Annotated in this window: 13 protein-coding genes; 4 read left to right on the top strand and 9 right to left on the bottom strand. The window is 70.0% G+C overall.

Features of this window, described 5'->3' with window-relative positions; genetic code table 11:
* The first annotated feature begins 76 nt into the window (after positions 1 to 76).
* Positions 77 to 1,240 carry a spermidine/putrescine ABC transporter substrate-binding protein gene (locus tag ACFC51_RS00400; protein WP_376526267.1) on the top strand — a complete coding sequence of 388 codons (1,164 nt, stop codon included), beginning with the start codon at positions 77 to 79 and terminating at the stop codon, positions 1,238 to 1,240.
* A gap of 196 nt (positions 1,241 to 1,436) precedes the next feature.
* Here the strand turns inward: ACFC51_RS00400 and ACFC51_RS00395 are convergent, their stop codons facing one another.
* The 5 genes from ACFC51_RS00395 to ACFC51_RS00375 form a co-directional block, all read right to left on the bottom strand.
* A complete protein-coding gene (locus ACFC51_RS00395) occupies positions 1,437 to 2,876 on the bottom strand; it encodes an FGGY-family carbohydrate kinase (RefSeq protein WP_376377724.1) in 1,440 nt (479 codons plus the stop codon).
* Positions 2,877 to 2,963: 87 nt separating this feature from the next.
* Positions 2,964 to 4,427: an FAD-binding oxidoreductase gene (locus tag ACFC51_RS00390; RefSeq protein WP_376377722.1), complete on the bottom strand. Its 1,464-nt coding sequence runs from the start codon at positions 4,425 to 4,427 to the stop codon at positions 2,964 to 2,966.
* Positions 4,428 to 4,494: 67 nt separating this feature from the next.
* A complete protein-coding gene (locus tag ACFC51_RS00385; protein ID WP_376377720.1) occupies positions 4,495 to 5,271 on the bottom strand; it encodes an SDR family NAD(P)-dependent oxidoreductase in 777 nt (258 codons plus the stop codon).
* A 70-nt stretch (positions 5,272 to 5,341) separates the two neighbouring features.
* On the bottom strand, positions 5,342 to 6,640 hold the full coding sequence (locus ACFC51_RS00380) for a nitrate/nitrite transporter (protein ID WP_376377718.1): 1,299 nt from the start codon (positions 6,638 to 6,640) through the stop codon (positions 5,342 to 5,344).
* A gap of 250 nt (positions 6,641 to 6,890) precedes the next feature.
* Positions 6,891 to 7,460: a glycerol-3-phosphate responsive antiterminator gene (locus ACFC51_RS00375; RefSeq protein ID WP_376526265.1), complete on the bottom strand. Its 570-nt coding sequence runs from the start codon at positions 7,458 to 7,460 to the stop codon at positions 6,891 to 6,893.
* 198 nt (positions 7,461 to 7,658) lie between these two features.
* Between ACFC51_RS00375 and ACFC51_RS00370 the strand changes: the two genes are divergently transcribed.
* Positions 7,659 to 8,165 carry a hypothetical protein gene (locus tag ACFC51_RS00370; protein WP_376377714.1) on the top strand — a complete coding sequence of 169 codons (507 nt, stop codon included), beginning with the start codon at positions 7,659 to 7,661 and terminating at the stop codon, positions 8,163 to 8,165.
* A 67-nt stretch (positions 8,166 to 8,232) separates the two neighbouring features.
* Here the strand turns inward: ACFC51_RS00370 and ACFC51_RS00365 are convergent, their stop codons facing one another.
* The 3 genes from ACFC51_RS00365 to ACFC51_RS00355 are packed head-to-tail and all read right to left on the bottom strand — an operon-like array spanning position 8,233 to position 10,853.
* The gene (locus ACFC51_RS00365; RefSeq protein ID WP_376526262.1) at positions 8,233 to 9,039 is read right to left on the bottom strand and encodes an SAM-dependent methyltransferase; all 807 of its coding nucleotides are present in this window, start codon (positions 9,037 to 9,039) and stop codon (positions 8,233 to 8,235) included.
* A gap of 52 nt (positions 9,040 to 9,091) precedes the next feature.
* On the bottom strand, positions 9,092 to 9,796 hold the full coding sequence (locus ACFC51_RS00360; RefSeq protein ID WP_376377710.1) for a glycerophosphodiester phosphodiesterase: 705 nt from the start codon (positions 9,794 to 9,796) through the stop codon (positions 9,092 to 9,094).
* 22 nt (positions 9,797 to 9,818) lie between these two features.
* Positions 9,819 to 10,853, bottom strand: a complete 1,035-nt coding sequence (locus ACFC51_RS00355) for an adenosine deaminase (protein ID WP_376377708.1) — start codon at positions 10,851 to 10,853, stop codon at positions 9,819 to 9,821.
* 118 nt (positions 10,854 to 10,971) lie between these two features.
* Here ACFC51_RS00355 and ACFC51_RS00350 point away from each other — a divergent pair, with 118 nt between their 5' ends.
* Entirely contained in the window at positions 10,972 to 11,679 is a 708-nt protein-coding gene (locus ACFC51_RS00350) for a DUF4190 domain-containing protein (RefSeq protein ID WP_376377706.1), read from the top strand.
* A 61-nt stretch (positions 11,680 to 11,740) separates the two neighbouring features.
* Here the strand turns inward: ACFC51_RS00350 and ACFC51_RS00345 are convergent, their stop codons facing one another.
* Positions 11,741 to 12,280, bottom strand: coding sequence for an NADAR family protein (locus ACFC51_RS00345; protein WP_376377748.1), 540 nt, complete (start codon positions 12,278 to 12,280; stop codon positions 11,741 to 11,743).
* A 218-nt stretch (positions 12,281 to 12,498) separates the two neighbouring features.
* On the opposite strand from ACFC51_RS00345, the gene ACFC51_RS00340 reads away from it, so the two are divergent.
* Complete coding sequence (locus tag ACFC51_RS00340; protein WP_376377704.1) at positions 12,499 to 14,013, top strand: gamma-aminobutyraldehyde dehydrogenase; 1,515 nt, start codon at positions 12,499 to 12,501, stop codon at positions 14,011 to 14,013.
* The last annotated feature ends 41 nt before the right edge of the window (positions 14,014 to 14,054 follow it).

The following is a 14,054-nucleotide window of genomic DNA, read 5'->3' as shown; positions in this document are numbered from 1 at the left end:
CTGGACGGTTGGTCCATTGCCCGGCGCGGCGCCGGACCGACATGCTGCGCGGGTGCGCTCGATTCCGGACCACCTCATGCCCCGTCGTTCCCTCCTGCGAGCCCTCGGCGCCGGACCGGCCGCTGCCGTCCTGGCCGCGTGCGGTGTGCCCGCCGCCTACGTGGAGCCCGGCGACCGGGCGGGCCGCGACCGGTCGGACAGCGAACACTCGCTGCACTTCGCCAACTGGCCGCTCTACATCGACACCGACGACGAGGACGAGTCGAAGCGGCCCACGCTCGGCGCGTTCTCGCGCCGTACGGGGATCTCCGTCACCTACTCCGAGGAGATCAACGACAACGACGAGTTCTTCGGGAAGATCAGCCCGGCGCTGATGAACCACCAGCCCACGGGCCGGGACCTCGTCGTCATCAGCGACTGGATGGCGGCCCGCTTCGTCCGGCTCGGCTGGGTGCAGGAGATGGACCGGTCGCGGCAGCCGAACGTCTCCGCACACCTGGACCCCCAGCTCCGCTCGCCCGCCTTCGACCGGGGGCGGACGCACAGCGTGCCCTGGCAGTCCGGCATCACCGGGATCGCGTACGACCGCGAGAGGCTCGGCCGGGAGATCCGGCACACGAGCGAGCTCTGGGCGGACGACCTGCGGGGCAGGGTGACCCTGCTGTCCGGGCTCGACGAGGCCTTCGCCCTGCTGATGCAGGGCAACGGCGCCGACATCACCCGCTGGACCGCCGACGACTTCCACGAGATGTGCGATCAGGTGGAGCGGAGGGTGAGGTCGCACCACATCCGCCGCTTCACCGGCAACGACTACATCAAGGACCTGGCCAACGGGGACGTGCTGGCCTGCCAGGCCTACTCGGGGGACGTCATCCAGCTCCAGGCCGACAACCCGGGCATCGAGTTCGTGGTCCCCGAGGAGGGGGCCGAGCTCTGGTCGGAGTCCCTCATGATCCCCAACCTCGCCCGGCACAAGCGCAACGCGGAGAAGCTCGTCGACTTCTACTACGAGCCGGAGGTCGCCGCGGAACTGGCCACCTGGGTCAACTACGTCTGTCCGGTGCCGGCCGCCCGGGACATCCTCGCCTCCTCGGCGGACGAGGAGACCGCCGCTCTCGCGGAGGACCCGCTGATCTTCCCCGACGGGGCCATGCGTGAACGGCTGGCCATCGCCCGCGACATCACCTCCGAGGAGCGCGTCGGCTTCGCGAAGAGGTGGAACTCCGTCGTCGGGCTCTGAGGGCGGCCGGTGCCGGTGCTCCATCCCGCCCGGGGGAGCGGCCGGAGGGCGTGGACCGGGCGACGCGTACGTCTCCGTCAGCCGGAGCCGGCCGACGCGTGGCCATCCGTGGGGCCTGCGCCGGCCGACGCGTGGCCATCCGTCGGGCCTGCGCCGGCCGACGCGTGGCCATCCGTCGGGCCTGCGCCGGCCGTGCTCAGCCGAAGATGCCGTACGTCCGCCGGTAGATCGCGTCGGTGTGGTCGCGAACCTCCCGGTGGACGGCCTCGAGCCGCCGGTAGAGGTCGTGGTCGGCCCGGCGGGGCAGGAAGACCTCGCCCGGGCGCACCATGGCGTCGACGGCCTCGTCGAAGCCTCCGTACACACCGAGCCCGACCGCCGCGCAGATCGCGGAGCCCAGACCCGCTGCGCTCGTCGCCTCGGCACGCCGGGCCGGGACGCCGTGCACGTCGGCGTGGATCTGCATCATCAGGTCGGAGCGTGAGCCGCCGCCGGAGACGATCACCTCGCCGTACTCGGTGCCCAGCTCGTCCGCCATCCGGTCCGCCGCCTCGTGGACGGTCATGGCGAGCGCCTCGAGGACGGAGCGGTAGATGTGGAAGCGGCCGTGGCGGCCGTCGAATCCCAGGAGAGTGCCCTTGCGGTAGGGGGCGTCACCGGGCGCGAGCCAGTCGAGGACCGTCATGAGCCCGTCGGAGCCGGCCGGAATCCTCGCCGCCTCGGCGTTCAGGTGGTCCTCGATGCTCAGGCCGGCCTCCCGGGCTCCCGCCGCCGCCTCCTCGCCGAGGAGGTCGCGGTACCAGCTGACGGTCCACATGCCCCGCCGCACCCCGCCCGATTCGTAGAGGTACGTGTGCGGCACGCAGGCGTAGTTGGTCCAGAAGCCGGCGGCGTCCTCGACGTCGCGCGGCCCCGTCGCCATGCCGGCGACGTACGTGCCGAGGGAGACCAGCAGCGTGTCGGGGGCACGCAGGCCGCAGCCCAGGGCCTCGACCGCCTTGTCGTTGGCGGTCGCGACGACCGGCAGGCCGGCCGGGATGCCGGTGTGACGTGCCGCGGCCCCGGTGACCTCACCCAGGACGTCCCCGGGCAGCACCAGCTCGAACAGCATCTGCCGCGGGACACCGGACGCGGCCAGTTGCTCGTCGTCCTCGGTCCACTGCCAGGTGACGGGGTCCAGGGGCCAGGTGCCGGCGTAGTTGGCGGCGGTGTCGCGGAAGCGGCCCGTCATCCGGTGGCCGATGTAGCCGGAGGACGTCGTGACGTACGCCGCCTCGGGGTCGCTGTGCGCGTAGGGCAGGCCGACCCGCTCGTCCATCCAGCTCATGACGGGCTGGGCGAGCGTGCCGTCCGCCTTGAGGACGGCACGGCAGAACCGGATCGTGCACAGCCCCACGCCCACGATGTCCGCCGGGTCGCCGTCGAAGGCCGCCATGGCCGCCCGGCTCGCCTCCCCGATCGACGTCCACAGGTCGTCGTCCGGATGCTCGACCACGCCGGGGCGCGGGGTGTCGTAAGGGCGCAGCGCGGCGCGTCCTTCGCTGACCGCGTGGCCGTGGGCGTCGAAGACGGTCACCTTGGAGGACTGCGAGCCGTTGTCGATGCCGATGAAGTAGCGGGGACGGGTGCTGGTCATGCCCACTCCGGGGGAGTCGTGCGGGTCGGGGAGGAAAGGAGCGTGACCCCGGGAGGAGGACCGCCCGGGGTCACGGGAACCGGCCGGTCAGGAGCCGATCGGGAAGATCGTGCCCTTGTTCATGATCCCGTTCGGGTCGAAGGTCTCCTTCAGCCTGGCGAGGATCGCGTACGCGCTGCCGTGCTCCTGGGCGGTCCAGGGGGCTCGGTACTTGCCGATGCCGTGGTGGTGGACCATCGAGCCCCCGACCTTCAGGGCCTCCTCGACGATGATCGCGTTGAGGGGGATGTGGTACTTCTCGATCTCCTCACGCGGCTCGCAGTCGATCCTGTAGTCGTAGACGAAGTACAGGTTGGTACCCGTCTGGTAGCTGTGCGAGGAGTGGGCACCCAGCATCACGAGGTCGTCGGCGGCCGGGAACTCGGCGCGGATGCGGCCGATCACCTTCTCGTACAGCTCGACGGTGTGCGACCAGTCGACGGAGACCTCGGTGGTGTAGCCGAGTTCGGCCTTGGCCAGCATGACCTGCTTCTCGGCCTCGATCTTGTCGACGCCCCAGTTGAGGTGGTCGAACCACTCCTCGATGAGCCGCGGGTCGACCTTCTCGTGCGGGTAGCGGCCGACGACGCGTTCGATCTCCTCACTGGTGGCGCGCACGAGGCCCTTGGGACCCTCCGCCACGAAGACGACGACGACCTTGTCCTTGTAGAAGTGGGAGAAGTGCTGACGGGCGTCCTCGGGGGAGTAGACACGGACGACCGACGGCTTGAAGCCGTTGGTGACGACCTCGCGGATCACCTTGATGCCGGTGGCCATGTCGTCGACCAGGAAGCCGTGGAACTCGTTGTTCTCCGGCTGGTACAGGAAGATCTTGACGGTGACCTCGGTGATGTAGCACAGCGCACCTTCGTTCCCGATGACGATGTGCCGGATGTCGGGGCCCGCGGAGCGGCGCGGAACGTTCTTCACCCGGGTGACCGAACCGTCGGGGAAGACCGCCTCAAGGCCGACGACCATGTCCTCGATCGCTCCGTACAGGGTGGAGAACTGGCCGATGGACCGGGTGGAGACCAGGCCGCCGTACTGGGCCAGCGGCTTGGACTGCGGGGAGTGCCCGGTGGTCAGTCCCTGCTCGCGCAGCCTGTCCTCCAGCACCTGGAGCGGTACGCCGCACTGCACGGTGGCCTGCATGTTCTCGACGTCGACCGAGATGATCTCGTCGAGACCCGAGCCGTCGAGCACGATGGTGTCCTCGACCGCGGTCTCCAGTCCTCCCTCGGTGCCGGTCCGGCCGGTGCGGGCCACCACGTTGATCGTGTGCTCGTCGGCGAAGGCCAGCACCTTCGACACGTCCTCGGTGGAGCGCGCGTTGACGATGGCGGCCGGGATCGGGCCGTCGAAGATGCCGTGCACCGACTGGTACTTCTTGAACCGGTCGACGCTCGCGAGCTTCAGTTCCTCCTGGTCGGTGACGATCTGCTCCGGGGTGAGCAGGGCCGTGAGGCGGGCGACGATGTCGTCGCGGGTGAGCGTGGAGAGCGACTGGGCCATGGTGATCAACCTCGTTGTGTTCGGTGTGGGGGGTGGTGGGACGAACAGGGGGTGCGGTGCGGAGGACTCAGCGGACCAGGTAGCCGCCGTCGACCGGCAGCACGTGGCCGTTGACGTAGTCCGACGCGCGGGAGGACAGGAAGACCGCCGCGCCCATCAGGTCGGCGACCTCGCCCCACCGGCCGGCGGGGATGTGGTCCAGGACGCGACGGCCGGCCTCGGGGTCGGCCCTGGTGGCCTCGGTGATCTTCGTGGCGAAGTAGCCGGGTGCGATCGCGTTGACCTGGATGTTGTGCTGTGCGAGCTCGTCGCAGTACGCCTTGGTGAAGCCCGCGATGCCGTGCTTGGTCGCGGCATACGCGGGAGAGAACTGGCCGCCGAGGAACGAGAACATCGACGCGATGTTCACGATCTTGCCGGAGCGCTGCGGGACCATGAAGCGGATCGCTTCGTGGCTCAGTTCGAACGGGGCCGTGAGGTTCACGCTCACCATCGGGTCCCACTGGGCCCGGTCGAACTGCTCGACGTCGGCGATGTTGCAGATGCCCGCCGAGTTCACCAGGATGTCGACCGAGCCGAAGGCGTCCACGCAGCCCTCGATGATCCGCCTCGGGACTCCGGGGGCGGTGAGGTCGGCCTCCAGGAACTCCATGCGGCGCCCCTCGGCCTCGATCAGCTTCCGCGTCGTGCCGTCGTCGCCGGTCACCGACGGCACGAACACATTGGCACCGGCTTTGGCGAGTGCGAGGGAGAACGCCTCGCCCAGGCCGGTGTTGCCGCCGGTCACGATGGCGTTCTTGCCGTCGAGGGAGAAGAAGTCACGGTTGAACTCGGTGATGTCCATCGGGAGTTCGCTCTTTCTGGTGCGGTGCGGTGCGGTGCGGTGTGCGGGTCGGGGGAGTGCGGCGGGTGGTTCAGGCGGTCACGGGCGCCGCCTGTGGGAGGTTCCGGCCGGCGCGGGACAGCTCACGGCGCCGGGTGCGGTCGGTGAGCGTGGTCAGGCCCACGCCGATCAGTGCCATGGCGAACAGGAAGAGGAAGAGCGTGGTGTAGCCGCCGCCGTGCTCGGGGACCGCGGGCTCCGCCGACGGGTCGCCGATCCACCAGGCGCTCACGGCCGGCAGGAACGCGTCCGGCAGATACGCGAACCCGGACGCGAGGCCGATGACGCCGCCGCGCTCGTTCCTGGGGATCTCCATCTCGCCGACCTGTGCCCAGTAGACGCCCCGGCTGGCGAACACCAGCAGGCACAGCGCGAACATCAGGGCCAGCGCCACCCATGTGTAGGCGGAGTCACGGGGCAGGACGAGGAAGGCCAGGGCGACGGCGGCGCAGCCCGCGAACATCCAGCGCAGGAAGCGCGGCGTGGACCGGGTGACCTTGTCCACGACGACACCGCCGGCGGGTCCCGCCACGAACTGGAAGACATAGGTCCGTACGACACCGATGACACCGACGAGTGAGGCCGCCATGCCGTACCGGTGCTCCAGGAGCGGCGAGAAGTAGCCGAGCGTGGTGTAGAAGCAGTACATCAGCATGACCGTGCCGCCGATCAGCCATGTGTACCTGTTGCGCGCGGCCCGCCAGAGCTGGCGCAGGGTGACGGTGCTGGAACCCAGGTCGGCGAGCCGCCGCTCGTCGCCCTTCACGAACAGCCACACGAGCGCGGCGTAGACGAAGCACAGCACGCCGTAGATGCGGATCAGCCACAGCACCCCCGCCGCCTCGGCGACGCTCGCCGCGACGACGGCGGTTCCCACGAAGCCGACGACCGTCGACGTGACACCACGCACGCCCTCCAGGAAACCGAAGAGCCGGCCCTGCTCCGAGGAATCGCCCAGCATTCCGATGGCTTTCACCAGTGCGGACCAGTAGAGGCCCATTCCGACGACGGCCATGAGGACGTGCGCGGCGAGAATTCCCCAGTATCCGGGCACGGTCCCGAGATAGAGATCGGCGATGCCGGTGCCGGTCAGTGCGGTCACGATGAGGGTCTTCGGTGAGAACTTGTCCGCGAACCAGCCGCCGAAGAAGTACATCACCATGGCGACGACACCGAAGACCGAGATGATGTTGGCGTAGTTCTGTGCCGAGAGATCGAGCGCCTGCGCCGCGGGTCCCAGGAACACGAACCGAATGTATGCGACCTGATAGATGACCCCGCAGGTCATCGACAGGATCAGGAAGCTGACCCACTTCTGGGACTTGGTCACGGCGCTCACCACCTCTTTGTGGAAATGCAGGACAGGCCGGTGCCTGAAAAGGGCACAAAAAAAGAACAGCAACTCTCCCCGACGGGAAGGAGTTACTGTTCTCTGGTCTCTAGTAACTGCCCCGGAACAGAGGCCAGAAGGCCTGGCTCCGGAAGCCGATATGCGATTGTGGATGCAGTGTGCGGGCGGCCCTTCCGCAGGCCGCTCCGCAAAAGTAAATCGGGGGTGTCGGCCGTGTCAACCCCCGATTTCACATCGCCCAGACCTCGTGGTTCGAGGAGGCGATCGCGCTCGCTCCCGCCTTCAGTGCGGCGAACACGTCGTCCCGGTCGCAGACCAGACCGCCTGCGATGAGCGGCACGTCGATGTCCGCGACGACCCAGGAGATGACCCGTGGCATGCACCCCGGAAGGATCTCCACGCAGTCCGCCTTCGACATGCGGACCTGTGGGGCGAGATTGCGGTAGGAGAGCGAGTCGATGAGGAAGAAGCGGTGGACGGCGTAGAGCCCGAGCCCGCGCGCGGCGCGCACCATGAACGCCTTGGAGCTGAGGATTCCGTCGGCCGCCGTCCTCTCCTTCACGTACCGGACGACGATCTCCTTGCCGGCGAAGCCTTCGAGGAGATCCACGTTGACGAGCACGATCCGCCCGTCGTCCTTGAGCCGCTGCACGACCGCGGGCAGGTCGAGAACGGTGCCGTAGAGAAGGAAGACGATCCGGCAGTCGGAGCGGAGTACGGCGTCGAGATCGGCTTCGTCCTTGACGCTGGCGACGACCGGATACTCCTCCAGGAGCGAGGGCAGCGGTGTGGTGTCCAAAGGGGGTCTCCTGGGGGCGGTGGAGCGACGAGCCTCCTCAGGGTACGGCCGCGACCCCGGCCCGGCGTCTGCGCCGGCCGCCGAACCGAGGCGGGGCCCATGCGCCCGGGAAGGCGCGGGAACCGCGGCCGGGAAGGCGCGGGAGCGGGGCGGCACCCTTGTTTTTGAACGTGTTCATGATGGGCGTACGCTGCGGACATGAGCGAGCGAGCCCTCTTGCGGCGCATACGCGTGTGGTTGGTCGTCTTCATCGTCTGTCTGGTGCTCAGCGGGCTGACCGCCTTCCCGCTGGTCACCGAACTCCGCTGGGCCGAGGAGCTGTTGAACTCCTCCGCCTCCCCCGCCCCCGAGCACTTCCCGGCCCTCACCGAATGGATCACCCGGGTCCGGACCGGCCTCGACGAGGCCGATGCGAACCACCCCTTCGTCCTGTACGGCACCGACTGGCTGGCCTTCGCCCACCTCGTCATCGCGGTCGCCTTCTACGGCCCCTACCGTGACCCGGTCCGCAACATCTGGGTGATCGAGTTCGGGATGATCGCCTGTGCCGGGATCATCCCGCTCGCCCTGATCTGCGGACCGATCCGCGACATCCCCTTCTGGTGGACCGTCATCGACATGTCCTTCGGGGTCTTCGGGGTCGTCCCGCTGCTCGTCGTCCGCCGCATGATCAAGCGCCTGGAGGCGACCGCCGTGACGGCGTGAGACCGGTCGGCCCGAGGGAGCCGCCCGTCTTCCCGCCCGCCCGGCCGGCCGGAGGCAGGCCCTCGCTTCAGGGCTTCCGGCCCACCGCGCCGAACTGCGCGACCTCCGGGGTCCGGGGCGAGGGGCCCGACCGCCAGCGGGAGCAGGACACGATGCCCGGTTCGAGGATCTCCAGTCCGTCGAGGAACGACGCGAACGCGGACCGGCTGCGGGCGGTGATCGGCGGGGTCGCGTTCTCGTTCCAGAAGCGCATCGCGGCCTCGTTGCCCTCGCCGCCCAGCTCCAGCGTGGGATGGGTGAGCACCAGGTGGCTGCCCGGAGGCAGGGCGTCCATCAGCGTCGTCACGACGCCCCGCGCCTCGTCCGTGTCCAGGACGAAGTTGAGGATGCCCAGCATCATCACCGCGACCGGGCGGCGGAGGTCCAGGGTCCGTCCGGCCGCGCGCAGGATCCGCTCCGGGTCCCGGGCGTCCGCCTCGACGTACTCGGTGGCGCCCTCGGGCGAACTGGTGAGCAGGGAGCGCGCGTGGGCCAGGACGATCGGGTCGTTGTCGACGTAGACCACCCGCGCGTCGGGCGCGGTGTGCTGGGCGACCTCGTGGGTGTTGTCCGCGGTCGGCAGTCCGGTGCCGATGTCCAGGAACTGGCCGATCCCCGCGTCACCGGCCAGATGGCGCACCGTACGGCCCAGGAACGCCCTGTCGGCACGCGCCACTTCGCCGATGCTCGGATACATGCCGGTGACCCGGTCGCCCACCACGCGGTCCACGGCGTAGTTGTCGGTGCCGCCCAGCCAGTGGTTCCACACCCGGGCGTTGTGGGCGATGTCGGCACGGACACGGGAGGGTGCGGTACGGGGACCGGGCTCGGTCACGTCGGCTCCTGGGGTCAGGGACGGTACGGACGGCCCAATGATGCCGGACCGATCAAGGAGCCTCGCGCGGAACGGAGTCGGCCAGCTGGGCCCTGAGCGCGTCGATCCTGTTGGTGGTCATCGAATCGACGCCGTACGCCAGCAGCCGTCGCATCGTGCGCCGGGTGTCGACCGTCCACGCGGAGACCAGCAGCCCGTCGGCGTGGACGCGGTCGGCGAGCGCACGGCTCAGCAGCCCGAAACGGTAGTTCAGCCAGCGGGGCCGCACCGCTTCGAGCAGTACGGCGCGCGGCGGCGCGAGCGTCGTCCAGGTCAGCGCGATCTCCGCGGACGGATCGGCGGCGCGCACCTTCAGCATCGCGTGCGTGTCCGCGCAGTAGTACACGCGCTCCCGCGCCCCGCACTCCCGCACGACGCCGACGATCTCGCGTACGGACGCGTCGGTCGCCCCGGGCAGATCGAGCATGATCCGGCGGTCGCCGGCGGCGGAGAGCGCCTCGCGCAGCGTCGGCACCCCGCCGCCGGTCCTCTCCGTCAGCTCCCGGTGGTCCAGCCGGTCCAGACGGACGTCGTGGTCCCACAGGCGCTTCAGCGTGGAGTCGTGGAGCAGCACGGGCACCCGGTCCCGGGTGACGCGGACGTCGATCTCGACCGCGTCCGCCCCCCGGTCCACCGCGGAGCGGACCGAGGGGAGCGTGTTCTCGCGGGCACGGTAGGGATCGCCGCGGTGGGCCACGGCGGTGACGGTGGTGGTCATGGGGCCATTGTGACCGCAGGGGTCACCGGCCCGGGGCCGCCAGCCAGTTCGTCGTGTACGTGTCGATCTCCGCGGCCAGCGCCCGCTTGCCGGCCGGGTCGAGGTAGGAGGCCTCCACCGCGTTCTTCGCCAGGTCCGCCAGGCCGCGTTCGTCCAGGCCGAGCAGACGGGCGGCCACCCCGTACTCGTTGTTGAGGTCGGTGCCGAACATGGGCGGGTCGTCGCTGTTGACGGTGACGAGGACACCCGCCTCGACCATCTCCCTGATCGGGTGCCGGTCGAGGTCCGCGACCGCCCGGGTGGCGATGTTCGACGTCGGGCAGACCTCCAGGGCGATGCGGTGCTCGGCGAGATGGGCCAGCAGCTTCGGGTCCTGCACGGAGCTGGTCCCGTGCCCGATGCGCTCCGCCCGCAGTGCGATGAGCGCGTCCCAGACCGTCTGCGGGCCCGTGGTCTCCCCGGCGTGGGGGACGGAGTGCAGGCCCTCGGCGATCGCGCGGTCGAAGTAGGGCTTGAACTGCGGGCGGTCGACCCCGACCTCGGGCCCGCCCAGGCCGAAGGAGACCAGTCCTTCGGGGCGCAGGTCGACGGCGAGCCGGGTCGTCTCCTCGGCGGCCTCGAGCCCTGCCTCGCCCGGGATGTCGAAGCACCAGCGCAGGACGACTCCGAGCTCGGCCTCGGCGGCCTTGCGGGCGTCCTCGATGGCCTCCATGAAGCCCTGCTCCGGGATCCCCCGGCGGGTCGAGCTGAACGGCGTGACGGTCAGCTCCGCGTACCGGATGTTCTGCCGCGCCATGTCCCGGGCGATCTCGAAGGTCAGCAGCCGGACGTCCTCCGGGGTGCGGACCAGGTCCACGACCGACAGATAGACGTCGATGAAGTGCCCGAAGTCGGTGAAGGTGAAGAAGTCCGCGATCGCCTCCGGGTCCGTGGGGACCTTGGAGTCGGGGTGGTGCGAGGCGAGTTCCGCCACGATGCGGGGCGAGGCCGACCCGACGTGGTGGACGTGGAGCTCGGCCTTGGGCAGCCCCGCGATGAAGGGGTGCAGATCACTCATCGGATACTCCCGGTTCTCTGGATCAGGCCGGGTGTACCGGCTGCACCGATCATCGTAGGCGGGGGCCTGCGGCCGGAGGCCGGGCCGTAGCATGGCGGGACCACGATGGGGGAGGCCCATGTCAGACAACACACAACAGCCCGGCGGCGAGGGCGCGCCGCGCGATCCGTGGGCTCCGCCGGACAGCAGGGTCGAGCTGGGCAAGCAGCCCGCGGACGCGGTTCCGCCCGCCGTACACGACCAGCCGACGATGACGTCGATGCCGAGCGCCGACGGGAGCACCGCACCCGTACCCGGTCCCGCCGGGGCCTTCGGCCCGCAGCAGCCGTCGGTGCCCGCGCCGCCGGTCGGTCCGAACGGCCCGGGACAGCCCGGCCAGTACGGCTATCCGGCTGCTCCCGCCGCACCCTCCGCGTCGTACGGCTACCCGGCCGCTCCGGCCGCACCCTCGGCGTCCTACGGCTACCCGGGATACCCCGGCTACGCGGGCCAGCAGCCCTGGGCCCCGGCGCCGGCGAACGGGCTGGGGATCGCGGCGATGGTCCTGGGGATCATCGCGGTGGTCGGCTTCTGCATGTGGGGGTTCGGCATCATCCTGGGCATCCTCGCCCTGATCTTCGGCATCATCGGCCGGGGCCGCGCCAAGCGGGGCGAGGCGACCAACGGCGGCATGGCGCTCGCCGGGATCATCCTGGGATCGATCTCGATCGTCATCAGCGCGATCTTCCTCGGATTCCTGATCTGGGCCGTCGCCAACGACGAGTCCGGCAGTGACTACGACTACGACCCCTACGCGACGTCACTGGTCCTCGGCACCTCGCACTGACCTCGCGCGAACACCCTCCGGGCCCGGGGCACGTGTCCCCGGGCCCCGGACACGGGCCGCGTCACCCGGCGCGCAGCCGCTCCCGCGCCTCCATGAGCGCGAAGCCCAGCAGATTCAGCCCGCGCCACGACGCCGGATCCGCGGCGCGGGGATCGTCCTTGGTGAGGCCGATGCCCCATATGCGGTCCATCGGGCTGGCCTCGACGAGGACGCGCTCACCCGTGCCCAGCAAGTACGCGCGCAGCGCGGGATCCTGGCCGAACTTGTGGACGCTGCCCTCGACGACCAGGGCGAACCGCTCCCGGGCCCATGTGGCGTCGTCGAAGCCCTTGACCAGCCGGCCCACTTTCTTGGCCGCCGCGGGGCTGCTCGCCGCGACGGCCAGCGCCTCGGCCTCCGCGTCGCCGAAGAGCCGCGCCTTGCCGGCCATCATCCAGTGCTCGGCCGATGCATAGGTCACCGAGTCCACCGTGAACGGGGCCGGCCACCACTGGCTGAGGCAGCTCTCCCCGAGCCCGCCGTCCGGGCGGGGCCTGTGTCCCCAGAACGGCAGGTACTTCACACGCTCACCGCGTGCCGTGCGCGCCAGCAGACCGTCCATGTGTTCCTGTCCCATGGCAGCCGAGTCTGGCATCCGCCACTGACAGCAGGTATGGGGATTTCCGTGTTCACGCGACACAACGTCGACAGATTCCGTCGCGTAACCAAAAGGAAACAACGGAATCACTTGTTGGTGGAGGGTCCCTCTGTCAGGATCGGCACTCAATTCGCGAAGAAGCTACGCCGCCCCTGGTCAGGGGGACGGCGGAGGAGAGCGTCATGGGCAACGGATTCCAGGTGCAGGACCGCTTCGTCGAGGGGGCGCAGTACATCGGCGGACGGCTGTGCCGCGGCACATCGGGACGCCACCAGGACGTGGTGGACCCCGCCACGGGCCGTACGGTCCTGCGCTACGAACTGGCCGGCACCGACGACGTCGACGCCGCCGTGGCCGCCGCCCGCGAGGCGTTCCCCGGCTGGTCGGGACTCACCCCGGGCGAACGCTCCGAGGCGCTGCACCGCTTCGCCGGCGTACTCGCCGAGCAGGCCGACGACTTCGCGTACGCCGAATCCCTGCAGTGCGGCAAGCCCCTCAAGCTCTCCACCGAGTTCGACGTGCCCGGCACGGCCGACAACGCCTCCTTCTTCGCCGGCGCCGCACGCCATCTGGAGGGGAAGGCGGCGGCGGAGTACAGCGGCGACCACACCTCCTACGTACGGCGTGAGCCCCTCGGGGTCATCGGGTCCGTGGCCCCCTGGAACTACCCGCTCCAGATGGCGGCCTGGAAGATCCTCCCGGCCGTCGCGGCGGGCAACACCATCGTGCTGAAGCCCGCCGAGATCACGCCGCTGACCTCGCTGATGTTCGCGCAGGCCGCCACGGAGGCAGGCATCCCCGACGGTGTCGTCAACATCGTCTCCGGGGCCGGCCGGGACGCGGGTGAGCACCTCGTGAGCCATCCGGACGTCGTGATGGTCTCCTTCACCGGCTCGACGGCCGTCGGCAAGCGGGTCGCCTCGCTCGCCACGGAGACGGTCAAGCGCCTGCACCTGGAACTCGGAGGCAAGGCGCCGTTCCTCGTGTTCGACGACGCCGACCTCGACGCCGCGGTCAACGGGGCCGTCGCCGGATCCCTCATCAACACCGGCCAGGACTGCACGGCCGCCACCAGGGCCTACGTGCAGCGCCCCCTGTACGACGCCTTCGTGAGCGGTGCGGCCGCGCTGATGGAGCGTGTGCGGCTCGGCGACCCCTTCGACCCGTCGACCGACCTCGGACCGCTGATCAGCCATCAGCAGCGCGACCGTGTCGCGGGCTTCGTCGAGCGCGCCCGCGCCCACGCCACCGTGGTCACCGGCGGTGAGGCGCCCGGCGGCGCACTCGCCGACGGCGCCTACTACCGGCCGACCCTGATCACGGGAGCCGCCCAGGACAGCGAGATCGTCAGCGCGGAGATCTTCGGCCCGGTCCTGGTCGTGCTGCCCTTCGACACCGACGACGAGGGAATCCGCCTCGCCAACGACACCCCGTACGGACTCGCCGCCTCCGCCTGGAGCACCGGTCTGTACCGGGCCAACCGCGCGACCCGGGAGCTCAGGGCCGGCTGCGTGTGGATCAACGACCACATCCCGATCATCAGCGAGATGCCGCACGGCGGATACAAGGCCAGTGGCTTCGGCAAGGACATGTCGTCGTACTCCTTCGAGGAGTACACGCAGGTCAAGCACGTCATGTACGACAACACCGCGGTGGCCCGGAAGGACTGGCACCGCACCGTCTTCGGGGACCGATAGAAAGCGGCCGCTGGCCGGCGGCCCCACCCACCCGGAAGGGC

Source organism: Streptomyces sp. NPDC055962, assembly GCF_042270185.1.
GTDB lineage: Bacteria > Actinomycetota > Actinomycetes > Streptomycetales > Streptomycetaceae > Streptomyces.
This window is presented reverse-complemented; position numbering and strand designations above follow the sequence as displayed.

Coding starts and splice junctions, on each gene's coding strand:
- ACFC51_RS00395 (WP_376377724.1), bottom strand. CDS start 2,876: ATGACCAGCACCCGTCCCCGCTACTTCATCGGCATCGACAACGGCTCG.
- ACFC51_RS00400 (WP_376526267.1), top strand. CDS start 77: ATGCCCCGTCGTTCCCTCCTGCGAGCCCTCGGCGCCGGACCGGCCGCT.
- ACFC51_RS00340 (WP_376377704.1), top strand. CDS start 12,499: ATGGGCAACGGATTCCAGGTGCAGGACCGCTTCGTCGAGGGGGCGCAG.
- ACFC51_RS00350 (WP_376377706.1), top strand. CDS start 10,972: ATGTCAGACAACACACAACAGCCCGGCGGCGAGGGCGCGCCGCGCGAT.
- ACFC51_RS00385 (WP_376377720.1), bottom strand. CDS start 5,271: ATGGACATCACCGAGTTCAACCGTGACTTCTTCTCCCTCGACGGCAAG.
- ACFC51_RS00370 (WP_376377714.1), top strand. CDS start 7,659: ATGAGCGAGCGAGCCCTCTTGCGGCGCATACGCGTGTGGTTGGTCGTC.
- ACFC51_RS00360 (WP_376377710.1), bottom strand. CDS start 9,796: ATGACCACCACCGTCACCGCCGTGGCCCACCGCGGCGATCCCTACCGT.
- ACFC51_RS00345 (WP_376377748.1), bottom strand. CDS start 12,280: ATGGACGGTCTGCTGGCGCGCACGGCACGCGGTGAGCGTGTGAAGTAC.
- ACFC51_RS00390 (WP_376377722.1), bottom strand. CDS start 4,427: ATGGCCCAGTCGCTCTCCACGCTCACCCGCGACGACATCGTCGCCCGC.
- ACFC51_RS00355 (WP_376377708.1), bottom strand. CDS start 10,853: ATGAGTGATCTGCACCCCTTCATCGCGGGGCTGCCCAAGGCCGAGCTC.